Genomic DNA, 26763 nt, shown 5'->3' on the forward strand with positions numbered 1-26763 from the left:
GGCGGCGGCAGCAGCGCGGTGCCCGGTCTCGGCGGCCTCGCGCAGCTCCAGCGCCGGCGCCACCGCCTCCGCCTTCCGCGCCCGCTCCATCCGCGCCTGCGCCTCCTGGTGAGCCCCGGCCCCCTCCGCCAGCCGGACCGCACGCTGCCGCGCCTGCGCGAACCTGCCCTGCAGACGGGCCAGTTCACGGGTGTCCGCCAGCGCGCGGTCGGCGGCGAACTGGGCGGACTCGGCCATGTCGAGGCGGCAGTTCGCGAGAGTGCGGCGCTCCCGTGCGGTGCTGCGGGCGACCGCTGCGGCGGTCAGGACGGCCTCGGCGAGGCCGGGGTCACCCGGGGCCAGGTCCGGCAGCTCCATCGCGTCGCCGGCCTCCTGTTGCATCCGGTGCGCGTCGGCGAGCAGCGCGGAGTCACCGTCCCGCACCCGGGCTTCGGTGGACTTCCGCCGCTCGGCGAGGCGCTTCTCGACGTCGGCGAAGCGCTGGGTGTCGAAGAGCCGGCCGAGCAGCTGGCCGCGCGCTCCCGCGTCGGCGCGCAGGAAACGGGCGAAGTCGCCCTGGGGCAACAGCACGACCTGGCAGAACTGCTCCCGGCTCATGCCGAGCAGCTGGGTGACCTCCTCGCCGATCTCCTGGTGGGAGCGGCTGAGATCCTTCCAGGCGGCGCCCTTCGTGTCGTACTCGCGCAGCCAGGTCTGGGCCTTGTCCAGGGTCGTGCCGGAGCCGCGCTTCTTGGGGCGCTCCCAGGGCGGCTGCCGGGTGATCTCCAGCCGTCGTCCGGCGACGGTGAGTTCGAGGCGGACCCCGGTGCGGACGGCCGGGTCGGCGTGGTCGCTGCGCAGGGTGAGGCCCTGGCCGCTCTGGCGGGCGCCGGGGACGGTGCCGTAGAGCGCGTAGCAGACGGCGTCCAGGACGGAGGTCTTGCCGGCGCCGGTCGGGCCGTGCAGGAGGAAGAGCCCGGCGGCACTGAGCGCGTCGAAGTCGACGCTCTGGGTGTCGCCGAAGGGCCCGAAGGCGGTGAGATCGAGCCGGTGAAGCCTCACTGGGCACCCTCCCCGGGCCGCCCCGGGCCCGCTGTCACCGCACCGCGCGGGCGGCCGGACTGCGCGCTGTGCGGGCAAGCGGGCGGCGTGCTGTGCGCGTGGGCGGTCACCGGAGCACCTCGCGGGCCACGGCGTCCGCGTGCACGGCGTCGAAGGCTTCGCCGAGCACGGTCAGTTCCCGTTCGTCCGGGCCCGCGCCGCGCACGTGGGCGACGAAGTCCTCGGCGATCTGCCGGTCGGTGCGGCCGGCGAGGCGCCGGGCGTAGGTCACGTCGGGGTCGTCCGGGGCGCGGTCGGGGGCGAAGACCAGGCTGAGGGTGCCCGGGAAGCGGTCGGTGAGCCGGGCCATGGGGTCGGCGGGGCGGACCGGGTCGGTGAGGGTGGCCTCGACCCAGGCGTCCTCGTACCGGGTCAGGGCGGGGTCGGCCAGCAGGTCGTCCAGGGTTCCCCGGAGGCGGGCCAGGGGGCGCGGGACCGGGCAGTCGAGTCGCTCGGCGGTGACCGTGCCGTCACCGGCCAGGTCGACCAGCCACATGCTCTTGCGGTGATCGGTCTCCGAGAAGGAGTACGCCAGCGGGGAGCCCGAGTAGCGGACGCGCTCGGTGATGGTCTGGCAGCCGTGCAGATGGCCCAGCGCCACGTAGTCGACGCCGTCGAAGACACCTGCCGGGACGGCGGCCACCCCGCCGACGGTGATGTCCCGCTCGCTGTCGCTGGCCTCGCCGCCGGTCACGAACGCGTGCGCGAGGACGACGGAGCGGGTGCCGGGGGCACGGGCGGCGAGGTCGGCGCGGACCCGGTCCATGGCGGCCGCCAGCACCGCCTCGTGACCGGCCTTCTCCACCCCGAACTCGTCCTTCACCAGGGCGGGTTCGAGATAGGGCAGCCCGTAGAAGGCGATCTCGCCGACGGCGTCGGCGAGTACGACCGGCGTACCGGCGGCGGACGGTTCGGTACGCAGGTGGATGCCCGCGCGGTCGATGAGACCGGCGCCGACGCCGAGGCGACGGGCGGAGTCGTGGTTGCCGGAGATCATCACCGTGGGCACGCCCAGGCCGGCGAGCCGGTGCAGCGCGTCGTCGAACAGTTCGACCGCGGCGAGCGGCGGGACCGCGCGGTCGTAGACGTCCCCCGCCACGAGCACGGCGTCGACGGCCCGCTCGCGTACGGTCTCCACGAGGTGGCCGATGAAATCGGTCTGGGCGTCGAGCATGTTCACCCGGTGGAACGAGCGGCCGAGGTGCCAGTCGGAAGTGTGCAGCAATCTCACGAAACCGCCCCGCCCCGCATGTCCCGCCCTTCCGCCCCTCACGACCGACGCCCGCCGGCAGGGGCCGACGGTCAGCGCCCACCACGCTAACCCCTGCGGACCCCTGCTCCACCACGGGACTCAGTCCGTCGGCCGGCTCCCGTGCCGAATTGCCGGAAATGAGCGGTTAGGCAGGTGCTCGGTGCCTCCACCGGTCAGTTCCCGTCCGGTGACCAGGTCCGGCTCGATGCGCACGAAGACCTCCTGCGGCGTCGGCACCCAGGAACGCGGCCCCTCGCGGACCAGCCGTTCGTGCTCGGCCGGGTCGTCCACCACGGTCGCGGCGCCGGTGACGACCACGCTCCAGCCGGACCGGCTGTCCGCGTCCACCTCGTCGGCCTCGAAGGCCACCACGGAACCGTCGATGGCGTGCACCAGTTCCGAGGCCGCGGAGGTCCGCAGCAGCACGGCGCCGTCCCCGTCCAGGCCGAAGTTGACGGGCAGCACGGCGGGCAGCGCGTGCCGGGTGTGGACGATCCGGCCGACGGGGACCCCGGCGAGCAGTCGCAGGCACTCGCCACGGTCCAGTTCGCGGAATCCGTCATGGGAGTACATCGGCCGCCTCGTCTCTCGTCCTGCGGTACCACCGTCCTGGGACACCGGGTCCTGTCAGCCTCCGCCGCCGGTCAGGGGCGGGTCCAGGGGCCGACAGTCCCGTCCGGCCCGGCGAAGGGCCCGGGTCGGGCCCGGATACGGCGCCCGGTCACGGCGTCGGGCTCCGGACACGCCGTCCCAAGGATCCAGCCTGTACCGGCCGGGAACCGGCCGCTTGGGCCGACCGGCCCCCGTCCACCGCCGGACGGGCCACGCACGGCGCAGAGGCCGGAGGACCGGACCCGTCCGTGGTCACGGCCGGCAACCGCGCCGGGTCCCCGCGCACACCACGTGACGCGTGGCGACGGTGGCGCCACCGCCCGGTGCCGTGCGCCGGCTGTCCGGCCGCGGCCTGCCGTGCCGGGCGCGGCCGGTCTCGTCGGTCCGCCCGGGTCCTGCCTGCCCGGGGCGGGGTCGGTCAGCCGGCCCAGCTCCAGTTAGCCACCTCGGGCAGGTCGGTGCCGTGCTCGCGGATCCAGGCCTCGTGACGGGTGCGGGCGTCGGCCATCTGCTGGCGTACCGCGGCGGCGCGGACGGCGAGGCCGGGGACGCGGTCGATGACGTCCATGACGAGGCGGTAGCGGTCCAGGTCGTTGCGGACGACCATGTCGAACGGGGTGGTCGTGGTGCCGGACTCCTTGTATCCGCGTACGTGCAGGTTCGAATGGCCGGTGCGGCGGTAGGCGAGGCGGTGGATCAGCCAGGGGTAGCCGTGGTAGGCGAAGATCACCGGTTTGTCGGTGGTGAACAGGCCGTCGTACTCGAAGTCGGTCATCCCGTGCGGGTGCTCCTCGTGCGGCATGAGGCGGGTCATGTCGACGACGTTCACCACCCGTACCGCCAGCTCGGGCAGGTGGCCGCGGAGCAGCTGGGCGGCGGCGAGCACCTCCTGGGTGGGGACGTCGCCGGCGCACGCGAGCACCACGTCCGGCTCACGGGAGCCGTTCTCGGTGCCGGCCCAGTCCCAGATCCCGGCGCCGCGGGCGCAGTGGACGCGGGCCTGGTCCATCGACAGCCAGTCGAAGCAGGGCTGCTTGCCCGCCACGATCACGTTCACGTAGTCGCGGCTGCGCAGCACGTGGTCGGCGACGGACAGGAGGGTGTTCGCGTCCGGCGGGAGGTAGACGCGGACGACTTCGGGGCTCTTGTTGAGGACGTGGTCGACGAAGCCCGGGTCCTGGTGGGAGAAGCCGTTGTGGTCCTGGCGCCACACGTGCGAGGTGAGCAGGTAGTTGAGGGAGGCGATGGGAGCCCGCCAGGGCAGGCGACGCGACGTCTTCAGCCACTTGATGTGCTGGTTGACCATGGAGTCGACGATGTGCACGAACGCCTCGTAGCAGGAGAACAGCCCGTGCCGGCCGGTGAGGAGGTAACCCTCCAGCCAGCCCTGGCAGAGGTGTTCGGAGAGGATCTCCATCACCCGGCCGTGCGGTTCGAGGTGTTCGTCGACCGGGAGCCGCCCGGCCTGCCAGGCCTTGCCGCTCACGTCGAAGACGGCCTGGAGCCGGTTGGAGGCGGTCTCGTCCGGGCCGACCAGCCTGAAGTCCCGGCGCTGTCGCGTGTCCTTCATGATCCGGGCGAGGAAGTCGCCGAGGACCCGGGTGGGTTCGTGCAGGGTCGTGCCCGGCTTGTCGACGGGGACCGCGAACTCGTCGAGGCCGGCGAGCGGCAGGTCCCGCACCAGCAGGCCGCCGTTGGCGTAGGGAGAGGCGCCCAGCCGTTTCGCACCGTCGGGGACGCAGGCCAGCACGTCGGCGACGGGCCGGCCGTCGGGACCGAACAGCTCCTCGGGCCGGTACGACCGCAGCCAGGCCTCCAACTGCCGCAGGTGCTCGGGGTTCTCACGCACGGCGGCGAGCGGTACCTGGTGGGCCCGCCAGGTGCCCTCGACGGGCACGCCGTCCACCACGGCGGGGCCGGTCCAGCCCTTGGGCGTGCGCAGCACGATCACCGGCCAGTGCACGCGTTCGGTGCTGCCGTCCTCGCGTGCCGAGCGCTGCATGACGGCGATGCGGTCCAGGGCGTCGTCCATCGCGGCGGCCATGGCCCGGTGGACCTCGTGCGGGTCGTCGCCGGTGACGTGGATCGGCTCGTGGCCGTACCCCCTCAGCAGGGCGTCGAGTTCGGCCTCGGGCAGGCGGGACAGGACGGTCGGGTTGGCGATCTTGTAGCCGTTGAGGTGCAGGATCGGCAGGACGGCACCGTCGTGCACCGGGTCGAGGAACTTGTTGGAGTGCCAGGACGCGGCCAGCGGGCCGGTCTCCGCCTCGCCGTCGCCGATCACACAGGCCACCAGCAGGTCCGGATGGTCCAGGGCGGCGCCGTAGGCGTGGGCCAGGGAGTAGCCGAGCTCACCGCCCTCGTGGATCGAGCCCGGCGTCTCCGGGGCCACGTGACTGGGCACGCCCCCGGGGAACGAGAACTGCCGGAACAGCCGCGCCATCCCCGCCCCGTCCCGCGGGACGTCGGGGTAGGTCTCGCTGTAGCTGCCCTCCAGCCAGGAGTTGGCCAGCACCGACGGGCCGCCGTGTCCCGGCCCCCACACGCACACCGCGTCCAGGCCGCGCGCCCGGACCACCCGGTTGAGGTGGGTGTACACGAGGTTCAGGCCGGGCGAGGTGCCCCAGTGGCCCAGCAGCCGCGGCTTGATGTGCGCGGGACGCAGCGGCTCGGTGAGCAGCGCGTTGGACATCAGGTAGATCTGGCCGGCGGCCAGATAGTTGGCGGCACGCCAGTGGGCGTCGAGGGTGCGCAGCTCGTCGTCGGACAGTACGGTGGCGTCCTGGTGTTCGACCTTGGACATCGGATGGCTCCATGAGTAGATCATCGGGTGGCGGAGGCGGCATGGCCGGCAAGAAGGCGGCGGAGCTGCCGCGCAGGGTGTACGAGACGGAACTGCTGCGCTTGCAGACCGAATTGGTGAAACTGCAGGAGTGGGTACGGGCCACGGGTGCCCGTCTTGTAGTGATCTTCGAGGGCCGGGACGCCGCAGGCAAAGGCGGCACGATCAAACGGGTGACCGAGCACCTCAATCCGCGCACCGCCCGGATCGCGGCGCTGCCGAAGCCGACGGAGCGCGAGCGGACCCAGTGGTACTTCCAGCGGTACGTCGAGCAGCTGCCGGCCGCCGGGGAGATCGTGCTGTTCGACCGGTCCTGGTACAACCGGGCCGGGGTCGAGCACGTGATGGGCTTCTGCACCAAGGAGGAGCACCAGCTCTTCCTGCGGCACTGCCCGATCTTCGAGCGGATGCTGGTCGAGTCGGGGATCCTGCTGCGCAAGTACTGGTTCTCGGTGAGCGACACCGAGCAGCAGGACAGGTTCCGCAAGCGGCTGGAGGACCCGCTGCGGCGCTGGAAGCTCTCGCCGATGGACCTGGAGTCGATCACCCACTGGGAGGCGTACTCCCGGGCCAAGGACGAGATGATGGTGCACACCGACATCTCCGACGCGCCGTGGTACATCGTGGAGAGCGACGACAAGCGGGCAGCCCGCCTGAACATGATCGCCCACCTGCTCTCGACCGTGCCGTACCGCGACGTGCCGCCGCCGGTGCTGGAGCTGCCCGAGCGGCCCGCACCGACGGGCTACCAGCGACCGCCGCGTGACCTGCAGACCTACGTCCCCGACCACGCCGCGGGCCTCTAACCGGCTTCGGCCGCCCTCGCCGGAGCTCTGTACGACCGCTGCGTTCATGTCTGCTGCTCCTCGGAGGTCGGCCGGCCCGGCATCCAGCCTGGTGCGCCCGAGCGGCCGACGGCAGGGTCCGGTGGTCCCCTGCCCGGGCCGTTCGGCCCATCCCGAACCCCGGACGGGGCCACGGGAGACCGCCCGGCACTGCGGGGCTTTCCCCGTCAGGCCGAAACGTCCTGCCCGCCGGGGCTGTTGACGAGGTGCCGCGCGTCCGCCGGGTGGGCGGGTACCGTCCGGTGGATGCTGGGAGACCACACGGCGGAAGGCGGCGCATGGCCCAGGGCGGACAAGGACACGCGGGATGGCGTCGGCTCGCGCCCGGTCTCGTCCTGCTGCTCGGCTACCGGCGTACCTGGCTGAAGGGCGACCTGCTGGCCGGCGGGACCGTCGCCGCGTACCTGGTGCCGCAGGTCATGGCGTACGGGGAGGTGGCCGGGCTGCAGCCGGTCGCGGGGCTGTGGGCGATCCTGCCCGCGCTGGTCCTGTACCCGGTGTTCGGATCCTCGCGGCTGCTCTCGGTGGGCCCGGAGTCGACGACCGCGCTGATGACGGCCACCGTGGTCGGCCCGCTCGCCGCCGGCGCCCCCGCCCGGTACGCCGTACTGGCCGCCACCCTCGCCGCCACGGTCGGCCTGCTCTGCCTGGCCGCGCGGGCGATACGGCTCGGTTTCCTCGCCGACCTGCTGTCCCGCCCGGTCCTCATCGGCTACCTGACCGGCGTGGCCCTGATCATGATGGTCGACCAGCTGACCAAGCTCACCGGGGTCCCGACGACCGGCACCGCGTTCTTCCCCCAGCTGTGGTCCTTCCTCACCCGGCTGGGAGACGCACACCCGCCCACCGTCGTCCTCGCGGCACTGGCCCTCACGGTGCTCCTGCTCACCGCCCGGTACTTCCCCGTCCTTCCCGGCCCACTGCTGGTGGTGGCCCTGGCCACGGCGGCCGTCGCCGTGTTCGGCCTCGACGACCGCTACGGCATCAAGGTGATCGGCACGGTCCCCGCCGGCCTGCCGGACCTCGCCCTGCCGGACCTCGGCGAGATCCCCCGCCTGGTCCTGCCCGCACTGGGCGTCCTCCTGGTCGCCTACACGGACTTCATCCTCACCGCGCGCGCCTTCACCGGAGCCGGCCCGGACGACGAGGAGCCCACCCTCGACGCCGACCAGGAGTTCCTGGCCCTCGGCGCGGCCAACCTCGGCGCGAGCGCCGTGCACGGCTTCCCGGTGAGCAGCAGCGCCAGCCGCACGGCCCTCGCGGCCTCGGCGGGCGCCCGCAGCCAGGCGTACTCCCTGGTGGCCGGGGCCCTCGTCCTCGCGGTCCTGCTGCTGCTCAGCCCGCTGCTGACCCGCACGCCGTCCGCGGTCCTCGGCGCCCTCGTGGTCTACGCGGCCCTGCGCATGATCGACCTGGCCGGCTTCCGCCGCCTGGCCGGCTTCCGCCGCCGCGAACTCCTGCTGGCACTCGGCTGCCTGGCCGGGGTCCTCACCCTGGACATCCTGTACGGCGTGCTGGTCGCCGTCGGCCTGTCCGTCACGGAGCTCCTCACCCGGGTGGCCCGTCCGCACGACGCGGTCGAGGGCCTGGTGCCCGGTCTGGCCGGCATGCACGACATCGACGACTACCCCGCCGCCCGTACGGTCCCCGGCCTTCTCGTCTACCGCTACGACTCGCCGCTGTTCTTCGCCAACGCGGAGGACTTCCGGCGCCGGGCGCTGGCCGCCGTCGACGGACAGACCGACCCCGTCCGGTGGTTCGTCCTGAACACCGAGGCGAACGTGGAGGTCGACATCACCGCCCTCGACGCGGTCGACGAGCTCCGCCGCGAACTCGTCGCCCGCGACGTCGTGTTCGCCCTGGCCCGCGTCAAACAGGACCTCCTGGACGACCTCCGCGCCTACGGTCTCGCCGACGCGGTGGGCCCCGACCGCATCTTCCCGACCCTGCCGACGGCGGTGGCGGCGTACCACGAGTGGGCGGCCGCGCAGAACTGACCGGCCCCGGCAGCGGGCCCCGCGGAGGTGCTCAAGGTCCCGGTCACGGGGACCGCTCGGCCCATGGCGGGCCCGGGGCCGGACCCGCACGCTGGCAACAGGAGTCAGGAGTTCTCACGCGTTCCCAGGAGGCCTGCCATGAACGCCCCGCCGACCCTCAGCATGCTGCGCGCCCTGCCCGCAGGTCAGCGGCAACGGCTGATGCGCTTCGCCCGGGAGGTCTCGTTCCCCCAGGGGACCAGGCTCTTCGAGGAAGGCGGCCACGCCGACCGGTTCTGGATCGTCCGTACCGGCCGGGTCGAGCTGGACATGCGGGTGCCCGGTCGGCGGGCGGCCGTCATCGAGAGTCTGGGGCCGGGCGAACTGGTCGGCTGGTCCTGGCTGTTCGCGCCTCATGCGTGGCACCTGGGTGCCGAGGCCACCACGCCGGTCCGGGCGTACGAGTTCGACGCGGCGACCGTTCTGACCCTGTGCCGGGAGGACCCGGAGCTGGGCGCCGCCGTCAGCCAGTGGGTGGGGCAGGTGGTCGGCCACCGCCTGAGCGCGGCCCGTACCCGGCTGCTGAACCTGTACGCGCCGTACGGCGCGGGCGCGAGCATCTGACCGGGACGGGCGAGGCGCCGGCTCACGACTCCCGGGAGCGCACGACCACCACCGGGCAGTCGGCGTGCTGCGTCACCTGCATGCTGACGGAACCGAGCAGCGCCCGGGCGAACCCGCCCCGGCCCCGGCTGCCGACGACCAGCACCTCGGCCCCCGCCGAGGCCCGCACCAGCACGTCGGCGGCGTTGCCGTGCACCAGATGCGTCGTGACGGACTGCGCTCCCTCGCTGCCGAGCACCTCCGTCAGCTCCTGCCGCATCCGGTCCCGGGCCTCCTCCTGGTCCACGTCCATGTCCACCGCGGGCCCCGACCAGCCGTACAGCCCCGGCAGCTCCCACACGGAGACCGCCTCCACGGCACCGCCGACCAGGCCCGCGTACCGCACCGCCCAGCGCAGGGCTCCGTACGAGGACGACGACCCGTCGACACCGACCACGACTCTGGGCACGGCGACTTCCCTGTCCATCGGTCCCACCTCTCCCACGGCGCGCACGCCGCCCAGCGGCCCCCTCACCCCCACGCTGCGCGATACTCCGCCGTGCCGCCAGAAATACGCCTCCGGCAGGGTCAGCGGACGATGCGGTGGTGCCGGCCGCCGTGCCGCAGCCGGAGCGCGGCGTAGACGAGGTCGGCGAGCAGAACGACGGCGCCGATGACGAACAGGTAGAACAGTCCGTGGGCGGCGAACCCGACGATGCCCAGGACCAGGGCCACGAGGATCAGGAGCAGAAACAGGGTCATGGGCTCTCCTGCCGCTTGGGCCCGGTCAGCGCCGGGCGAGCCGGCGTTCACCGCCGGCGCCGGGGGTGTAGTCGAGGTCGTAGTGCGAGAAGACCGCGGGTTCCTGGGCGGCCAGGAGCTCGCCGTCCGTGTCGATCGCAGGGGCCTTCTTGACCACGCCCCTGTCGTAGGCCACCTTCAGGTAGCCCGGACCGACGGTCGCCTTCACGAGGGGGACGAACACCAGCCGACGGCGGGTCGGCAGCCCGACCGTGACGGTGGCGTAGAGGGGTTTGTCGGTCGCGGTGTCGACATAGACCGACTCCAGGACACCGATTTTGTGACCGCCCGCGTCGACCACGTCATGGCCGCGCCATTCACGGATGTCGCCTGCTTCGAACATCGCCCACCTCCGGCTGTGCGGGTACCCCCTCAGCACGGGGTTGACGCACGGCGCGGGCTCGGGTCACGGCGCCACGCGGATGCCGACGATGCAGGTGTCGTCGTCGGTGTCGGACCTGCTGTGGGTCAGCAGGCGGTCCAGCCGCTGCTCCAGGGTCCGGGGGACCGTGCGCACGACGGTGAGCAGCTGCGCCAGGGACTCCTCCACGGACCGGTCCCGGCGTTCGATCAAGCCGTCCGTGTACATCAGCAGGGTGTCGTCGACGGCGAGCTGTACCTCGTGCTCCTGGTAGGCGGCCTCGGGCACGGCGCCCAGCAGCAGGCCCTGGACCAGCGGCAGCGGTTCCGCCTCGGGGCCGCGTACCAGGACCGGCGGCAGGTGGCCCGCGCGGGCCCAGCGCAGGGTGTGGCGGTCGGGGTCGTACAGACCGCACACGGCGGTGGCGGTGACGGAGCCGGTCAGGTGGTGGGTCACCATGTTCAGCCAGGACAGCAGCTGTGCCGGGCCCGCGCCGGTCACGGCGAGCCCGCGCAGCGCGTTGCGCAGGACGACCATGCTGGTGGCCGCCTCGATGCCGTGTCCTGCCACGTCGCCCACGCACAGCAGGACCAGCCCGGACGGCAGCACGACCGCGTCGTACCAGTCGCCGCCGACCAGGTTCTGGGTCTCCGCGGGCCGGTAGCGCACCGCCAGGTCCAGGCCGGGGACCTCCAGCGGGGCCTGTGCGGGCGGCATGATGGCGTGCTGGAGCTGGAGGGTGAGCCGGTTGCGTTCGCTGGCCTGCTGCTCGGTGTGGGCCAGCTGGTCGCGGGTGGCGGCGAGGGCGACCTCGGTCCAGTGGTGTGCGGAGATGTCCTGGTAGGCGCCGCGTACGCCGTACAGCTGGCCGCCGGAGTCGAGGATCGGTTCGGCCGCCACCCGGATGTGGCGGGTGACCCCGTCGGGGCGCTGCAGACGGAACGCGGTGGACGCCGGCCGGTGGTGGTGCAGCAGGGTGCGCAGGAAACGGCCGATGGTGACGGCGTCGTCGGGGTGGGCGTGGGCGGCCAGGTCCTCCAGCGGCACGGGCGCGGCGGAGGCGGGCCGGCCGTAGAGGTCGTAGAGCTGGCCGTTCCAGGTGATCTCGCCGGTGAGCACGTTCTCCTCGAAGCCGCCGATGCGGCCCAGCCGCTGGGCGTGCTTGAGCAGACTGGCCAGGCGGGCGGTCTCGTCCTCGATGCGCCAGATGAGCAGCACGCTGCCGCCGTGCCGGCTGATGTGGAAGTCGGCCACCGCGGCCAGCGGGACGTCGTCGACCAGGGCGGTGAGGCGCATGCGGTGGGCGCGGTAGGGCTCGCCGGTGGCGAAGACGCGCTCTATCCGGTCGAAGAGCTCACTGTGGCCGGCGGCCATCGGGTACGCCTCGAGGAGCAGGGCGTCGTTGATGACGCTCCGGGGCCGGCCGGCGGGATCCAGGAAACGGCTGTTGACGTGGTGGATGCGGAAGTCGACGAGGTTTCCGTCGGCGTCCAGGTGCGGCACCAGGACCAGGGCCGGGTCGTGGAGTCCTTCGGCGAGGTCGATCAGCTCGGTGACGGCGGGCACCGCGCGTGCGGCGGAGTCGCCGTCGAGGTGGCGGGGAGCGTAGGTCTCCAGGGTGTGCGCGCACAGCTCGGCCAGCGCCTCGACCTGCCGGACGATCGGCGGGGAGGGGGGGTCGAGGGGGGCGGACCAGGCGATCTCCAGCACGCCGTGGATGCGGCCACCGGTCCCGGCCGGTACGGCGACCCGGCCGCCCTCGGGATGGTGGTGCTGGCCGATGGAGGGCAGGCCGGTCTCGGCGAGGCTGCGGATCCAGTGGCTGCCGCGTTCGGTGAGGCCGCGGCGGGCCACGGTCGCGACGCCCGGGGGCACGTGCCGCCAGCGTCCCGCCTCGGCGGAGGAGAAGCCGGCGTTGCCGGCCAGGGTGAGCGAGCCGTCGGTGCCCAGGGCCCAGATCGCCACGGCCTCCGCGCCCAGCGGGACCAGGGCGTGTTCCAGCAGGGCGTCGGCCACGGCCTGGGTGTCGTGGGCGGCCAGTGCGCCGCTCTCGGCGGCCCGCAGCCGTACGCTCGCCGAGCCGGAGGTGTCGGTACGGGCCGCGGTGACCGTGAGGAAGTCGGCGGCGACCTCCGAGAGCCGGTCCCGGGCGGCCTGGTTGATGACGTCGACCGCGAACTCCAGGGGGGTCACCCCCGCCTGTCCGGCGAGCTCGGCCAACTGCCGGGCCGCCTGCGCCGGGCCGCAGCCCAGCCGTTCCACGAGGATGCCCTTGGCCATCTCGATCAGGGCACGCCCGTCGGCCTCGGCATGCGCGGCCCGCACCTCACGCCGCAACCGCTCCACAGTCGCCGCGAGCCGCCCGACGGGCGACCGCTCCCCCGTCCCGTCCCCGTCCTCGCCAGGCCCCTCGCCCTGCCCCACGACGGCGACAGACGCCGCACCCCCCGCCGGAATCTGGCCGTCCGCCGGGCCCGGGCCCTCGGCCGCGGCGGAGCCGTCCACGGGGGCGGGGGCTCCCGTCGTGGGGTGGTCGCCCGCCGGGGCGCGGGGGGTCCGGGGTGCGGGCGGTTGACGGGGATCGCTCACGGTGTGTCTGTTCCTCCGCTGGTGCGTACGTCACGCGGGCTGCTGGTGGACGCGGTGGCTCGGGGCTCCGCTCACTCGGGCAGCCAGCGTCGGACGCGGGCGATGAGGTCGCCCGTGTCGACGGGTTTGGTGACGTAGTCGTTGGCACCGGACGCGAGGCTCTTCTCCTGGTCGCCCGGCATCGCCTTCGCGGTGACGGCGATGATGGGCAGCTCCGCGTACTGGGGCATGGCCCGGATCTCCGCGGTCGCGGCGTACCCGTCCATCTCCGGCATCATCACGTCCATCAGGACCAGGCAGACGTCGGGGTGGGCGAGCAGCATCTCGATGCCCTTGCGGCCGTTGTCGGCGTGCAGGACCTGGAACCCGTGCAGTTCCAGCACTCCGCTGAGGGCGAAGAGGTTGCGCGCGTCGTCGTCGACCACCAGGACCGTCCGGCCGAGGAAGGCGTCGTCGACGATCTGCGCGGCCGGCCGGTGCGGCTCCTCCGTACGGACCAGGGACAGCACGTCCCCGGGCTGTTCGGCGGACAGGTGCAGGGTGATGCGCTCGCGCAGATCGTCGAGACTGGACAGGAAGTCCAGCGGCCGTCCCCCGGCCAGGGCACGCAGCGCCTGCTCCTGCGCCAGCTCCATCCGGTGCCCGGTGTGCACCAGGACGGGCACGCTGGCCAGCGCGGAGTCGCCGCGCATGGCCTCCAGGAAGTCCGCGCCCTCCTTGCCGGGCATGCCCAGTTCCAGGACCACGCAGTGGCAGGGCTCGGCCGCCAGCGTGCTCGCCGCCTCCTGGGCGCCGACGGCGGTGATGAGGTCGATCGCCCCGTGCGGGTCACCGGGATCGTGCGCGAGGTCGCCGACGGCCCGTTCGGCGACCAGGGTGAGCAGCCCGCGCGGGCGCTCCTCGATCACCAGCAGCCGCCGCCTGCGGTGCTGTCCGGCGGCCGGTGCGGCCTCCGGGAGTTCGAGGGGCGCGGCGGCGTCCCCGGCGGCGGCCTCTCCGGCGTGGGTGTGCTGCTCCCCCGGCCGGCCGCCGTGCTCCAGCAGTTCCTCGAAGTCCGCGCGGGCGACCGGCAGGTACAGGGTGAAGGTGCTGCCCTGTCCCGGGGTGCTGTCGACCGTGACGGCGCCGCCGAGCAGGTGGGCGATCTCCCGGGTGATGGACAGCCCGAGGCCGGTGCCGCCGTACTTGCGGCTGGTGGTCCCGTCGGCCTGCTGGAACGCGCCGAAGATCGTCTCCAGTTGCTGGTGCGGGATGCCGATGCCGGTGTCGACGACCCGGAAGGCCACCACGGGACCGCCGCGCAGGACCTCCGGCGGCACCTCCCGGTCGGCGGCCGGTTCGATGAGCAGCTGGACGCCGCCCTCCTCGGTGAACTTGACCGCGTTCGACAGCAGGTTGCGCAGGATCTGGCGCAGCCGGGAGTCGTCGGTGAGCAGGTCGGCCGGCGTCCCCGCGGCGGTGGCCACCGTGAACTCCAGACTCTTCTGGGTGGTCATCGGCCGGAAGGTGGCCTCGACGTACTCCAGGAGCTGGCGCAGCGGCACCCGTTCGGGGGCGACGTCCATCTTGCCCGCCTCCACCTTGGACAGGTCGAGGATGTCGTTGATCAGCTGGAGCAGGTCGGAGCCCGCCGAGTGGATGATGCCCGCGTACTCGACCTGCTTCGGGGTGAGGTTGCGCGAGGGGTTCTGCGCCAGCAACTGGGCCAGGATCAGAAGGCTGTTGAGCGGGGTGCGCAGTTCGTGGCTCATGTTGGCCAGGAACTCCGACTTGTACTTGGAGGCCAGCGCCAACTGCTGTGCACGGGTCTCCAGTTCCTGCCTGGCCTGCTCGATCTGGAGGTTCTTCGCCTCGATGTCGCGGTTCTGCGAGGCCAGCAGGGAGGCCTTCTCCTCGAGTTCGGCGTTGGAGCGCTGCAGTTCGTCCTGCTGGACCTGCAACTCCTCTGACCTGGCCTGGAGTTCGGAGGTCAGCCGCTGGGACTCCTCCAGGAGTTCGTCGGTGCGGGCGTTGGCCACGATGGTGTTCAGGTTGACGCCGATGGTCGGCATCAGCTGGGTCAGGAAGTCCTGGTGGATCTGGGTGAAGCCGGTCAGCGAGGCCAGTTCGATGACGCCGAGGACCTGCTCCTCGACCACGATGGGCAGCACCATCAGGGCCCTGGGCACCGCCTGTCCGAGACCGGAGGAGATGGTCACGTAGCCCTCGGGCAGCTCCTCCACGGTGATGGGCCGCCGGTTGCGCGCGACCTGCCCGACGAGGGACCGTCCGACGGGGATGCGGGTGGGCCGCTCCGCGTCGTCCGGGTAGCCGTACGACCCCACCAGCCGCAGTTCGTGACCGCGCGCGGTGTCCTCCGCGAGGTAGAACGCGCCGTAGTGGGCCGCCGCCAGGGGCGTGAGCTCGTCCATGATCAGCTCGGCCACGACCGGCAGGTCGCGGTGGCCCTGCATCAGGCCGGAGATGCGGGCGAGGTTGGTCTTGAGCCAGTCCTGTTCCTGGTTGGCCCGGGTGGTCTCGCGCAGGGACCCCACCATGGAGTTGATGTTGTCCTTGAGTTCGGCGACCTCGCCGGAGGCCTCCACCGTGATCGAGCGGGTCAGGTCGCCCTCGGCGACGGCACTGGCGACCTCGGCGATCGCGCGGACCTGCCGGGTGAGGTTCCCCGCCAGTTCGTTGACGTTCTCCGTCAGCCGCTTCCAGGTGCCCTCGACGCCCTCCACCTCGGCCTGTCCGCCGAGCCGGCCCTCGCTGCCGACCTCGCGGGCGACGCGGGTGACCTCGGCGGCGAACGACGACAGCTGGTCGACCATCGTGTTGATGGTGGTCTTCAGCTCGAGGATCTCGCCGCGGGCGTCGACGTCGATCTTCTTCGACAGGTCGCCGTTGGCCACGGCGGTCGTCACCAGGGCGATGTTGCGGACCTGGCCGGTGAGGTTGTTGGCCATGGAGTTGACGTTGTCCGTCAGGTCCTTCCAGGTGCCGGCCACGTTCGGCACGTGCGCCTGACCGCCCAGGCGCCCCTCGGTGCCCACCTCGCGCGCGACGCGGGTGACCTCGTCGGCGAACGCCGAGAGCGTGTCGACCATCGTGTTGATGACGTCCGCCAGCGCGGCGACCTCGCCCTTGGCCTCCACGGTGATCTTCTGCGAGAGGTCGCCGCGCGCCACGGCCGTGGCGACCTGCGCGATCGAGCGGACCTGCCCGGTCAGGTTGGACGCCATCACGTTGACGTTGTCCGTGAGGTCCTTCCAGGTCCCCGACACGCCCCGCACGATCGCCTGGCCGCCGAGGTTCCCCTCGGTGCCGACCTCGCGGGCGACGCGGGTGACCTCGTCGGCGAACGCGGAGAGCTGGTCGACCATCGTGTTGATGGTGTCCTTGAGTTCGAGGATCTCGCCGCGGGCGTCCACGGTGATCTTCTGGGAGAGGTCGCCCTGGGCCACCGCGGTGGCGACCTGGGCGATCGAGCGGACCTGCCCGGTGAGGTTGCCCCCCATGAAGTTCACGGAGTCCGTCAGGTCGCGCCAGGTGCCCTTGACGCCCTTGACGTCGGCCTGGCCGCCGAGCCTGCCTTCGGTGCCGACCTCGCGGGCCACCCGGGTGACCTCGTCGGCGAACGCGGAGAGCTGGTCGACCATCGTGTTGATGGTGTTCTTCAGCTCCAGGATCTCGCCCCGGGCGTCCACCGTGATCTTCTGCGACAGATCGCCCTGCGCCACGGCGGTCGTCACCTGGGCGATGTTGCGGACCTGGGAGGTGAGGTTTCCGGCCATGAAATTGACCGAATCGGTCAGGTCCCGCCACACGCCGCCGACGCCGGGCACCTGCGCCTGACCGCCGAGGCGTCCCTCGCTGCCGACCTCGCGGGCCACCCGGGTGACCTCGTCGGCGAACGCGGACAGCTGGTCGACCATCGTGTTGACGGTCTCCTTCAGCTGCAGGATCTCCCCACGGGCCGGCACGTCGATCTTCTGGGACAGGTCACCCCTGGCCACCGCGGTCGCCACCTGGGCGATGTCGCGGACCTGAGTGGTCAGGTTGCCCGCCATGGCGTTGACCGAGTCGGTGAGGTCGGCCCAGGTGCCCGAGACACCGGGCACCTCCGCCTGACCGCCCAGGGTGCCCTCGGTGCCCACCTCGCGGGCCACCCGGGTCACTTCCGACGTGAAGAGGGACAACTGGTCGACCATGCCGTTGAAGACCGTGGCGATGTCACCGAGCAGCCCCTGGCCGTCGGCAGGCAGCCGGGTGCCGAAGTCCCCGTCGCGCACGGCCGTCAGCCCGGCCAGCAGTTGCCGAAGCTCCTGCTCGCCGGGCGCCTGCACCTGGGCGTCCACCTTCGTGCCGCTCATGCACACCCTCGTTCCACTCCCCAGGAGTCCCCACCCCGAGGACTCGGAACCACACCAGGGCCGCAAGCCCCACCCCCACCAGCGGGAATTCCGTGTTCGACGGCTCCGGACGATGGGAAATCGGTCGCAGATTAACGCAAGGAACTGTCCACGGCCAAAGCCCCCGGGCCTTCGAGAGCGGCCTTCACAATCGGCCGAAAATCAGGGGTGGCGAGGGTGGCATGGAGACGTCGGACCGGGGTACTCGATGCAGTTTTCGGGCCGGACGGCCGTCACGCCGTGATGGCGTCCTCGACGGTCGGGTGGCAGGTGACGAGGGCGTCGAGCCCCACCATCTGCACGATGCGCATCGCGGGCCCCCGGGCCCCCGCGATGCGCAGCCACCCCTGGGCGGCCCGGGTCGTCTGATAGGCCGCGACCAGGGCGTTGATGCCGCTGGAGTCCATGAACGTGACCCCGCTCAGATCGACGACCACCCGCGCCGCGGCCGTGGGGTCGGCCGGCGGTGTCGCCCGGGCCAGGGCGTCCACGCTCTCGTAGTCGACCTCTCCCCGCAGGGTGAGAACGGTGATGCCGTCGGCGTCGGCACGGGTCACGGCCAGCCGTCCCCGGCTCTTTGCTTCCTCTTTGTCTGTCACCTGCGACCTGCGCATTCTCGGTCCGGGCTGGGATTCTCCGTAGCCAACGCTGCCCCGGGAAGCGGAACGTGATGCACGAGACCGGCCTGTTTTCTCGCCGTTCGGGAGTAGTGATGCCATCACCGGGTAAACGCGCGCCCATGAACGGGGTATTGCAGATCGTCGGCAGGGAGCCTGTCCCGCCCGAGGAGTGTTCCCGGATGCCGGAAGCCGCACCTGACGACGTCACCTTCGCACTGGACGGGGCGGATGGCTGTATCGCCGGCGCGCGCCACCGGACGTCGGAGTTCCTGACGCGGGCCCAGTCCGCGCACGGACTGCCGGTGACGGCCCGGACCATGGACCTGGCGCAACTGGTGGTCAGCGAGCTGGTCACCAACGCGCTCAAGTACGCGCCGGGGCCGGTGCTGCTGCGGCTGGGCATCGCCGGGGGCGCGGTGGAGATCGAGGTGTGGGACAGCGATCCGACGCTTCCGCTGGCCAGGGCGGCCGACGCCGGGCGGGTGGGCCAGCACGGTCTGGAGATCGTGCTGGCGGTGGTGCAGGGCTTCGAGGCGCACCGGGAGCCCGTGGGCAAACGCGTCACCGCCCGGCTCGCGCTCTTCGACGACGTACTGCCGGGACTGGACCACCCCGGTGGTGGGGGCCGGGGACCGGGACCGTTCACCGACAGAGGCCCGGCAGCGGGCAGTTGATGGCGTCCACCGCGACCGGGCCGCTCTTCGCCCCGCCGGGGACACCGGCTTGGACCAGGGGAATGAGCGGCGGACGCCGGGGCACACGGGGCGATGTACGACCCATGTGAAGCGTGATGACGCAGGAGGCTTGCGATGCTCATGGCCCACCCCGCCGTGCTGATGAACCTGGTCGAGCAGTACGAGACGCTGCGGGCTCTGAACGCGGACGACGGGTCCGAGGAGGTGCGCTGCCGGATGGCCGACATCGCCTACACGCTCTGCGTGGCGACCGGTACCAAGGACATCGACGCCGCCCTCATCGCCGCCCGCCACCGGCTCCCCGGCGCCCGCACGGAGGACGACTCCCTGCTCTCGGCCTGACCGGGCGGAGGGGCCTGACCGGGCGCTTGATGCCCTCACTCCGCGTCGGCGACGACCGAGCCGACGCGTTCGGCGAGGTGCGGTTCGCGGCGGACCAGGAGCGTGGCGTAGCCGACCGCGGCGAGCAGGGTGGCCAGGGCCACGTACGGGAACCAGCTGTACGGGGCCGGCTGCCCGGGCTTCGCCAGGTAGTAGAGGGGGACGAGGATGGCCAGGGTGCCGGCCGCGGGCAGCACGAGGTGCCTCAGGAGGCGGAACTCCTGCGGGCGGTAACGGCGGTAGTACAGCGGCAGGGCGATGTTCGAGGCCAGGTAGACCAGCAGGATCAGGATGGCGCCCAGGCTGGAGGCCTCGGTGAAGAAGACCACGGGGTCCATCGGGCCGCCGCCCAGGACGTGGCCGAGGCCCCAGCCGCCGATGATCAGCAGTGCGGTGACGGTGAAGGTGACGATCGCGTTGTTCGGCGTACGGCGGGTCGGGTGGACGTAGCCGAAGAAGGACGGCAGCAGCCCCTCCCGGCCCGCGTTGAAGATCAGCCGGGCCTGGGAGTTGATGCCGGCGATCAGGACCCCGAGGGTGGAGGTGAGGCCGCCGACGTAGGCGAGGGCGGCCAGCACGCCGAGGGTGTCCTGGGCGACGTCGATGAAGGGGATGGGCGAGTCGCCGAGCCGCTGCACGTCGTAGCCGAAGCCGGTCACGGTGGCGTACGCGAACAGGATGTAGCTGACGGTCATGATGGCGACGGAGGAGAACACCGCGCGGCCGACGTTGCGGCGCGGGTTCTCCGTCTCCTCGGCGAGGGCCGCGGAGTTCTCCCAGCCGACGAAGAGGAACACCGCGATCGGGAAGCCCGCGGCCAGGCCCCTGAGTCCGTGGGTGATGTGGCCGGGCAGGAACGGGGCGGCGGACAGGGCGCCGTGGTGCCCGGCGATCGCGGCGGCGGAGACGACGGCGAGGACGAGCATCTCCACGGCGAAGAAGTAGCCGGCCCACTTGGTGGAGACCACGATCCCGCGCAGCATGAGCAGGACGGCCGCTCCGGTCAGCAGCAGCGTCCAGATGATCCAGGGGATGTCGAGGCCCGTGTAGTGGTGCAGGGTGATCTGCACGAAGCCGCCGGAGATCGCGATGACGGACGCCATCGCGACGATGTAGCCGAGGCCCGCGAGCAGCGCGGTGGTCACGGCGCTGACCGGCCCGAAGGTCCGGCCCACGAAGGTGATGAAACTGCCTGCCGAGGGGTGGGCCCGGGAGAACTCGGCGAGGGTGTTGCCGAGCAGGGCCACGGCCACCCCGGCGGCCACGATGGTCAGCGGCGAGGCGACGCCCGCGGTCGTGGCCAGGAAGGCGAAGCCGAAGAAGAAGCTCATGGCCGGGCCCACGTTGGCCATGGTGGCGGCCGCGATGTCGGCCATGCCGAGGACGCCGCCGCGCAGTCGCTGGGGGGTGGCGCGGCCCGGTGGGCCCGAGGCCGGCGGGGAACCGGCGGCGGATGCAGGATCGGGCATGACGCCAGCTCCTTCGGGGACGGTCTTCGTGCGGTTACGGGACTGAGCGGGGGCGGCGGGGGTCAGGCGGGCCCGGAGCGCGGGCCGGCGTGCGGATGTGCTTTGACCGCGGCCACCGCGAGGGCCATGTCGCCGCGGGCGAGTTCCTTCAGGAGGTCGGCGTGATGGCGGTTGCGTGCCCGCACCACTTCGGGGTCCGGGGCGGGGAGCAGGAGGCACTGCCGACCGAGCAGGTCGGCGGCGAACTCGACGATCCCGGGTCCGCCGAGCGTCTGCGCCAGTTCGAGGTGGAAGCGGGTCTCCAGTTCGGGCAGCCGGTCCGGTGTGTCGGCGCGGTCCATCTCCTCGACGAGCGAGCGCAGCGCGTCCAGACCGCCGTCCGGGATCTCGCCGGCCGCGTGGGAGACCAGACCGCACTCCAGCAGCAGGTGGAAGGCGTCCAGTGCGGCACCCTCCGTGGGATCGTGCAGTACGGCGGCGACGGTGTCCCACTCCCGCGCCACGAAGGTGCCGCCGGACCTGCCCCTGCGACGGTCCAGGAGGCCGTCCTGGCACATCCCCTCCAGGGCGCGGCGCACGGTGATCTCACTGATGCCGAGCTCCTCGGCGAGGACCCCGGCGTCCGGCAGCCGGTCCCCCGGCGCCTCGGACTTCAGGCGTACCCGCAGGGCGATCCGGGAACGGACGAGCTCCGCTCCGGGCCGTACGGGACCCGGCCCGCTGTAGGGGCCGAACTTGCCCCCTGTATTCACCACGACGCCACCCTAACAGCGACCTTGCGGACGCAGCCCAACGCTGAAGCGAAAAATAGAGCAAGGTGAACATTTAAACAAGACTGTTTTTTTGGATCGTCGTGAACTAATTTTCGTGACCGCTCTGGTCCGCACTCCCCCATGGATGTCGAGATGACCACAACCCTCCCCGCAAGCCCGCCCACCGAGCCCGGTCTGAAGGCCGGGCTCAAGAACCGCCACCTGTCGATGATCGCCATCGGCGGGGTGATCGGCGCCGGCCTGTTCGTCGGCTCGGGATCCGGCATCGCCGCCGCCGGCCCCGGCATCCTCGTCTCGTACGCGCTGGTCGGCGTCCTCGTCGTCCTGGTGATGCGCATGCTGGGCGAGATGGCCGCCGCCAACCCCACCTCCGGCTCGTTCTCCGCCTACGCCGACCGGGCCCTCGGGCGCTGGGCCGGTTTCACCATCGGCTGGCTGTACTGGTTCTTCTGGGTCGTCGTGCTCGCCGTCGAGGCGACCGCCGGGGCGAAGATCCTGGCCGGGTGGATCCCGGCGGTCCCGCAGTGGGGCTGGGCGCTGATCGTGATGCTCGTGCTGACGGCCAGCAACCTCGCCTCGGTCAGCTCGTACGGCGAGTTCGAGTTCTGGTTCGCCGGCATCAAGGTCGTGGCCATCGCCGCGTTCATCGTCATCGGCGGTCTGGCCCTGTTCGGACTGCTGCCCGGCTCCGACCACCCGGCCTCGGGGTTCTCGAACCTGACCGCGCACGGCGGCTTCCTGCCGCACGGTCCCGGGGCGATCCTCACCGGCGTCCTGATGGTGGTCTTCTCGTTCATGGGCAGTGAGATCGTCACCCTCGCGGCCGGGGAGTCGGCCGACCCGCGCGGGGCGGTCGCCAAGGCCACCAACAGCGTCATCTGGCGTATCGCCGTCTTCTACCTCGGTTCGATCCTGATCGTGGTGTCGCTGCTGCGCTGGGACGACCCGGCGATCCTCAAGGACGGCTCGTACGTCGCCGCGCTCAGCTCGATCGGCATCCCGCACGCCGCGCAGATCATGAACGCGATCGTGCTGACCTCGGTGCTGTCCTGCCTCAACTCCGGTCTGTACACGGCCTCCCGGATGGCGTTCTCGCTCGGCGGCCGCAACGACGCCCCGGCGGCCTTCGCGCGCACCACGGACCGCGGGGTCCCGCGCAGCGCCATCCTGGCCTCGGTGGTCTTCGGCTTCGTCGCCGTCGCCTTCAACTACCTCTGGCCGGACACCGTCTTCCAGTTCCTGCTGAACTCCTCCGGCGCGATAGCCCTGTTCGTCTGGCTGGTCATCTGCTTCTCCCAGCTGCGCCTGCGGAAGATCATCCAGGCCGAGGAGCCGGAGAAGCTCGTCGTGCGGATGTGGCTGTACCCGTACCTGACGTGGGCCACCATCGCCCTGATCGTCTTCGTGCTGGGCTACATGCTCACCGACACGAGCGCGGGCGGTGGCCGCGACCAGGTGGTCCTGTCCACCCTGGTGGCGGTGGGCGTCGTCGTCTTCGCCCTGGTCCGCCAGCGCGTCACCGGCCGGACACGGTGACCGGGCGCCGTCAGGCGTCGCCGTAGGCCTCCCCGCCGAGCTCCAGGCTCGCCGTGCCCGCCGTGGCGTCGGCGAGCCAGGCGCGGAAGGCGTCCACGTCGGCGTCGGGGAGGCCGACCTCGATGGTGACCGCCTCGCCGTAGCGCACGTCGCGGACCTCGCGGCCGGTGGCCCGCAGGTCGTTCTGGACCTTGCCGGCGCGCTGGTGGTCGACGGTCACCGTGGCCAGCCGGAAGCGGCGGCGGGTGATCGTGCCGAGCGTGTCCAGGGCCTCGCCCACCGCTCCGCCGTAGGCACGGATGAGGCCGCCCGCCCCGAGCTTGACGCCGCCGTAGTAGCGGGTGACGACGGCGACGACATAGCGCATCTCGCGGCGCAGCAGCATCTGGAGCATGGGGACCCCGGCGGTGCCGCCCGGTTCGCCGTCGTCACTGGCCTTCTGGACGGAGGCGTCGGCACCGATGACGTACGCCCAGCAGTTGTGGGTGGCGTCGGCGTGCTCCTTGCGGATCGCCGCGACGAAGTCCTGGGCCTCCCGCTCGTCGGCCGCCGGGGCGAGGGCGCACAGGAAACGGGAACGGTTGACCTCGGTCTCGTGCACGCCCGCGCGGGCGACTGTGCGGTACTCGTCCTGCATCCGCCCAGCCTATGCGGCCGCCCGGGCCCATCGGACCTCCCCGGCCGGTGGGCCGGGGTCACAGCCTTGTGCACCGGGTCAGGGCTTTCTGCCCCGGGCCACCGTCACCTCCGTCAGCAGCGCGGCTCCCGGACCCAGCTCCGCCCACTTCGTCCCGTGCCAGGCGAGGACCGCGATCGCCGACGTCGGGAACTTCGCGCGGACCTGGTCCAGGGTGTCGTCCAGGCCGCCCCCCGCCAGTTCCAGGACCAGCTCCTCCAGCCCCGGGTTGTGCCCGACCAGCAGCAGCGTCTCCACCTCGGCCGACACCTCGCGCACGACCTCCAGCAGCTCGGGCACGTCGGCCGCGTAGACCCGGCTGTCGTAGCGGACCGGCGGCGGTGTGCCCCACTGACCGGCGGCCAGGTCCCAGGTCTGCCGGGTACGCACCGCGGTCGAGCAGATCGCGAGGTCGGGCAGGCAGTCGGACTCGGCGAGGGCCCGGCCGGCCGCCGGGGCGTCACGGCGGCCGCGCGCCGCGAGCGGGCGCAGCTCGTCGGGGACGCCCTCGGGCCAGGACGACTTGGCGTGCCGCAGGACGACCAGGCGGCGCAGCGGGCCCGCGCCCGCCCGGGTGGTCATGCCGGCCTCCCGAGGTCGCGGGTGAGGTCGAGGGCGAGCAGCCGGTCGGCGTAGGCACAGGTCTCGAAGCGGGCGCCGTCCGGGATCTCGGGCCGGCTCTCCGTCCAGCGCAGCACGCCGAGGACGCCGGGCACGTCGAGGTCGTCCTCCCAGGCGTCCCGCAGCCGCTCCCGCACCTTCTCGGGCACCGGCCGCGAGGGGCTGCGCGCCCAGCCGGCCACCGCCTGCCGCCACCGCCCGAGCCGCCGCCCGGCCTCGTCGAGGGCTCCGGCGGCGAGGTGGACGGCCGTGGAGCGCGGCGCGTCGAGGAGAGCGAGCCGGAGGGCGGCGGGGTCGGCGAGGCCGTGCAGGACGTCGGCGTCCGGTCCGCTCGCGGGGGCGACGACGACGGTCACCCCGGTGCCGGGCACGGGCGCGTCACGCGCCGTCACATGGACGACCTGCGCCTCGCCGAGTCCGGAGGCGAGGTCACGGCCGTCCTCGAAGGGACGGATGCCGAGGGCGGTGGCGGCGGCGTGCAGTTCGGCCTGGTGGCGGTCGGCGGTGAGCAGCGGCAGCACCGGGGTGCCGCCGAGCTCCAGGGCGCGCAGGAGGAGGTCGGTGGTGAGCAGGACCCGCAGCCCGGTCAGGTCGCGCCCGGAGGCGTGTGCCTCGACCCGGGTCAGGGCACGTCGGGCGGGGGCGGCGGGGACGGTCTCACCGGTCTTGGCGTCGAGAATGCGCAGCACGGGCTGAGCGTAGGCGTGCGGGGAGCCGTACGCAGGCACCTTGCGACGATTCCGGTCACCGTGGCGGGACATACGGGACATGCGCACCCGCCCCGTGTCACCGGCACCGCCCCGCGCCGGGGAATCAGGGTCCGGCGCAGGGGGTTGGCCACGGCAGATGTTCCCCGAGCGAAGGAGGCAGCCGGTGTACGGCGACGCAGAGACGGTCCGCAGGATCCTGACCGGTACGGGTGACACCTGGGCGGTGGTCGGCCTGTCGTCCAACCAGGGGCGGGCGGCGTACGGGGTGGCGCAGGTGCTGCAGCGGTTCGGCAAGCGGATCGTGCCGGTCCATCCGAAGGCGGAGACGGTGCACGGCGAGCAGGGCTACGCGTCGCTCGCGGACATCCCCTTCGACGTCGACGTGGTGGATGTCTTCGTCAACAGCGAGCAGGCCGGGGCGGTCGCGGACGAGGCCGTGGCGAAGGGGGCGAAGGCGGTCTGGTTCCAGCTGGGGGTGGTGGACGAGGCCGCGTACGGGCGGGTGCGGGCCGCCGGGCTGGACATGGTCATGGACCGCTGCCCGGCCATCGAAATTCCGCGGCTGACCGGGATTTGAGCTTGATCTGAGCTTTCTGTCTTACCTTCTTCTCACAATCCGGATCTGAATACGGACATTCTGTGACCCTCGCTCACCTGCGCAAAAGCTTTGGCCAAGACAGGTAAGATCGAGGGTCAAATTTTCGGCAAGGCTCTTCTGTCGTTCCGGAACTCGCCCTTAAGTTGTGCCCTCTTGCTCGTTAAATCTGCGTTCAGAAACTGAGAGGCCACTTGACATGGTGAGTGTCGAGAAACCCGCGACGGAGGACACCAGGCCTTCGGGCGGGCTGAGGCGGGACGTCGGCCTGATCGGCCTGATGTGGGCCTCGGTGGGCTCGATCATCGGATCGGGCTGGCTCTACGGCGCCCAGAAGGCCGTCGTGGAGGCAGGCCCCGCGGCGATCATCTCGTGGGTGATCGGCGCCATCGCGATCGTACTGCTGGCCCTGGTGCACGCCGAACTCGGCGGCATGTTCCCGGTGGCGGGCGGTACGGCCCGCTACCCGCACTACGCCTTCGGCGGGCTGGCCGGCATGTCCTTCGGCTGGTTCTCCTGGCTGCAGGCCGCGACCGTGGCCCCGATCGAGGTCGAAGCCATGATCGGTTACGCCGGTCACTGGAAGTGGGCCCAGCATCTGCAACACGCCAACGGAACCCTGACCCACACCGGTCTGCTGGTGGCGATCGTGCTGATGGCCCTGTTCGTGGGAGTCAACTTCCTCGGCGTGCGGGTGCTCGCGCACACCAACAGTGCCGCCACCTGGTGGAAGATCGCCGTGCCGCTGGCCGCGATCTTCATCATCGCCATCGGCAACTTCCACCCGTCCAACTTCCACTCCGAGGGCTTCGCCCCCTTCGGTGCCAAGGGCGTCCTCGCCGCGATCAGCACCAGCGGCATCATCTTCGCGCTGCTCGGCTTCGAGCAGGCCATCCAGCTGGCCGGGGAGAGCCGCAACCCGAAGAAGGACCTGCCGCGCGCCACGCTCGGCTCGGTCGCGATCGGCGCCGTCATCTACGTCCTGCTCCAGGTCGTGTTCATCGCCGCGCTGCCGCACAGCACCTTCGCTCACGGCTGGGCCGGTCTGGCCTACAAGGGCATCAGCGGCCCGTGGGCCGGACTCGCCAGCCTGGTGGGCCTCGGCTGGCTGGCGTGGGTCCTCTACATCGACGCGATCATCTCCCCCGGCGGCACCGGCCTGATCTACACCACCGCCACCTCGCGCGTCTCCTACGGCCTGGCGAAGAACGGCTACGCGCCGAAGCTCTTCAGCAGGACCGACGCCCGGGGCGTGCCGTGGTTCGGCCTGATCATGTCCTTCGTGACCGGTGTGATCTGCTTCCTGCCGTTCCCCAGCTGGCAGCAGCTGGT

Annotated in this window: 23 protein-coding genes; 8 read left to right on the forward strand and 15 right to left on the reverse strand. The window is 72.0% G+C overall.

Features of this window, described 5'->3' with window-relative positions:
* The 4 genes from ABZ646_RS11730 to ABZ646_RS11745 all read right to left on the reverse strand — a co-directional run.
* Window positions 1-1041 (reverse strand): SMC family ATPase (locus tag ABZ646_RS11730; protein ID WP_360516297.1); only part of this gene is annotated, 1041 nt, incomplete at its 3' end.
* Between the two features lie 106 nt (window positions 1042-1147).
* On the reverse strand, window positions 1148-2311 hold the full coding sequence (locus ABZ646_RS11735) for an exonuclease SbcCD subunit D (RefSeq protein ID WP_360516300.1): 1164 nt from the start codon (window positions 2309-2311) through the stop codon (window positions 1148-1150).
* Between the two features lie 120 nt (window positions 2312-2431).
* The gene (locus tag ABZ646_RS11740) at window positions 2432-2905 is read right to left on the reverse strand and encodes a pyridoxamine 5'-phosphate oxidase family protein (RefSeq protein ID WP_360516303.1); all 474 of its coding nucleotides are present in this window, start codon (window positions 2903-2905) and stop codon (window positions 2432-2434) included.
* Between the two features lie 457 nt (window positions 2906-3362).
* Complete coding sequence (locus tag ABZ646_RS11745) at window positions 3363-5747, reverse strand: phosphoketolase family protein (protein WP_360516306.1); 2385 nt, start codon at window positions 5745-5747, stop codon at window positions 3363-3365.
* Window positions 5748-5788: 41 nt separating this feature from the next.
* Between ABZ646_RS11745 and ppk2 the strand changes: the two genes are divergently transcribed.
* From ppk2 to ABZ646_RS11760, 3 genes are all read left to right on the forward strand, one after another.
* Window positions 5789-6592 (forward strand): polyphosphate kinase 2, encoded by an 804-nt coding sequence (gene ppk2 / locus ABZ646_RS11750; protein WP_360516308.1) that lies wholly within the window; start codon window positions 5789-5791, stop codon window positions 6590-6592.
* A gap of 317 nt (window positions 6593-6909) precedes the next feature.
* Complete coding sequence (gene sulP / locus ABZ646_RS11755) at window positions 6910-8628, forward strand: sulfate permease (RefSeq protein ID WP_360516311.1); 1719 nt, start codon at window positions 6910-6912, stop codon at window positions 8626-8628.
* Window positions 8629-8766: 138 nt separating this feature from the next.
* Window positions 8767-9231, forward strand: a complete 465-nt coding sequence (locus ABZ646_RS11760) for a cyclic nucleotide-binding domain-containing protein (protein ID WP_360516314.1) — start codon at window positions 8767-8769, stop codon at window positions 9229-9231.
* A 22-nt stretch (window positions 9232-9253) separates the two neighbouring features.
* Here the strand turns inward: ABZ646_RS11760 and ABZ646_RS11765 are convergent, their stop codons facing one another.
* The 6 genes from ABZ646_RS11765 to ABZ646_RS11790 form a co-directional block, all read right to left on the reverse strand.
* The gene (locus ABZ646_RS11765) at window positions 9254-9697 is read right to left on the reverse strand and encodes a universal stress protein (RefSeq protein WP_360516317.1); all 444 of its coding nucleotides are present in this window, start codon (window positions 9695-9697) and stop codon (window positions 9254-9256) included.
* A 101-nt stretch (window positions 9698-9798) separates the two neighbouring features.
* Window positions 9799-9972: a hypothetical protein gene (locus ABZ646_RS11770; protein ID WP_360516320.1), complete on the reverse strand. Its 174-nt coding sequence runs from the start codon at window positions 9970-9972 to the stop codon at window positions 9799-9801.
* Between the two features lie 25 nt (window positions 9973-9997).
* Entirely contained in the window at window positions 9998-10354 is a 357-nt protein-coding gene (locus ABZ646_RS11775) for a PRC-barrel domain-containing protein (protein ID WP_360516323.1), read from the reverse strand.
* Between the two features lie 63 nt (window positions 10355-10417).
* Window positions 10418-12796, reverse strand: a complete 2379-nt coding sequence (locus ABZ646_RS11780) for a SpoIIE family protein phosphatase (RefSeq protein WP_360516361.1) — start codon at window positions 12794-12796, stop codon at window positions 10418-10420.
* Window positions 12797-13032: 236 nt separating this feature from the next.
* The gene (locus ABZ646_RS11785) at window positions 13033-17316 is read right to left on the reverse strand and encodes a HAMP domain-containing protein (RefSeq protein ID WP_360516326.1); all 4284 of its coding nucleotides are present in this window, start codon (window positions 17314-17316) and stop codon (window positions 13033-13035) included.
* 272 nt (window positions 17317-17588) lie between these two features.
* On the reverse strand, window positions 17589-17954 hold the full coding sequence (locus tag ABZ646_RS11790) for an STAS domain-containing protein (RefSeq protein WP_360516329.1): 366 nt from the start codon (window positions 17952-17954) through the stop codon (window positions 17589-17591).
* Window positions 17955-18154: 200 nt separating this feature from the next.
* Between ABZ646_RS11790 and ABZ646_RS11795 the strand changes: the two genes are divergently transcribed.
* Both ABZ646_RS11795 and ABZ646_RS11800 read left to right on the forward strand, forming a co-directional pair.
* Window positions 18155-18649, forward strand: a complete 495-nt coding sequence (locus tag ABZ646_RS11795) for an ATP-binding protein (protein WP_360516332.1) — start codon at window positions 18155-18157, stop codon at window positions 18647-18649.
* Window positions 18650-18784: 135 nt separating this feature from the next.
* Window positions 18785-19012 (forward strand): DUF5133 domain-containing protein, encoded by a 228-nt coding sequence (locus ABZ646_RS11800; RefSeq protein ID WP_360516335.1) that lies wholly within the window; start codon window positions 18785-18787, stop codon window positions 19010-19012.
* 35 nt (window positions 19013-19047) lie between these two features.
* On the opposite strand, the gene ABZ646_RS11805 is transcribed toward ABZ646_RS11800, so the two are convergent.
* Together ABZ646_RS11805 and ABZ646_RS11810 are read right to left on the reverse strand one after the other, a co-directional pair.
* Entirely contained in the window at window positions 19048-20520 is a 1473-nt protein-coding gene (locus tag ABZ646_RS11805) for an APC family permease (RefSeq protein WP_360516338.1), read from the reverse strand.
* A 62-nt stretch (window positions 20521-20582) separates the two neighbouring features.
* Window positions 20583-21275: an FCD domain-containing protein gene (locus ABZ646_RS11810; RefSeq protein WP_360516341.1), complete on the reverse strand. Its 693-nt coding sequence runs from the start codon at window positions 21273-21275 to the stop codon at window positions 20583-20585.
* 150 nt (window positions 21276-21425) lie between these two features.
* On the opposite strand from ABZ646_RS11810, the gene ABZ646_RS11815 reads away from it, so the two are divergent.
* Window positions 21426-22829 (forward strand): amino acid permease, encoded by a 1404-nt coding sequence (locus ABZ646_RS11815; protein WP_360516344.1) that lies wholly within the window; start codon window positions 21426-21428, stop codon window positions 22827-22829.
* A gap of 10 nt (window positions 22830-22839) precedes the next feature.
* Here ABZ646_RS11815 and ABZ646_RS11820 read toward each other — a convergent pair whose 3' ends face one another.
* The 3 genes from ABZ646_RS11820 to ABZ646_RS11830 all read right to left on the reverse strand — a co-directional run bounded on the left by ABZ646_RS11820 (window position 22840) and on the right by ABZ646_RS11830 (window position 24815).
* The gene (locus ABZ646_RS11820; protein WP_360516347.1) at window positions 22840-23466 is read right to left on the reverse strand and encodes a YigZ family protein; all 627 of its coding nucleotides are present in this window, start codon (window positions 23464-23466) and stop codon (window positions 22840-22842) included.
* Between the two features lie 78 nt (window positions 23467-23544).
* Window positions 23545-24087: a histidine phosphatase family protein gene (locus tag ABZ646_RS11825; RefSeq protein ID WP_360516350.1), complete on the reverse strand. Its 543-nt coding sequence runs from the start codon at window positions 24085-24087 to the stop codon at window positions 23545-23547.
* Window positions 24084-24815 (reverse strand): hypothetical protein, encoded by a 732-nt coding sequence (locus tag ABZ646_RS11830; protein WP_360516352.1) that lies wholly within the window; start codon window positions 24813-24815, stop codon window positions 24084-24086. Before ABZ646_RS11830 ends, ABZ646_RS11825 begins: the two co-directional genes overlap by 4 nt.
* 184 nt (window positions 24816-24999) lie before the next feature.
* On the opposite strand from ABZ646_RS11830, the gene ABZ646_RS11835 reads away from it, so the two are divergent.
* Both ABZ646_RS11835 and ABZ646_RS11840 read left to right on the forward strand, forming a co-directional pair.
* A complete protein-coding gene (locus ABZ646_RS11835) occupies window positions 25000-25413 on the forward strand; it encodes a CoA-binding protein (RefSeq protein WP_360516355.1) in 414 nt (137 codons plus the stop codon).
* Window positions 25414-25630: 217 nt separating this feature from the next.
* Window positions 25631-26763: APC family permease (locus ABZ646_RS11840; RefSeq protein WP_360516358.1), on the forward strand; the 1133-nt coding region annotated here is incomplete at its 3' end.

Origin of the sequence: Streptomyces sp. NPDC007162, from assembly GCF_040634175.1 — a bacterium.
Classification (GTDB): Bacteria; Actinomycetota; Actinomycetes; order Streptomycetales; family Streptomycetaceae; genus Streptomyces.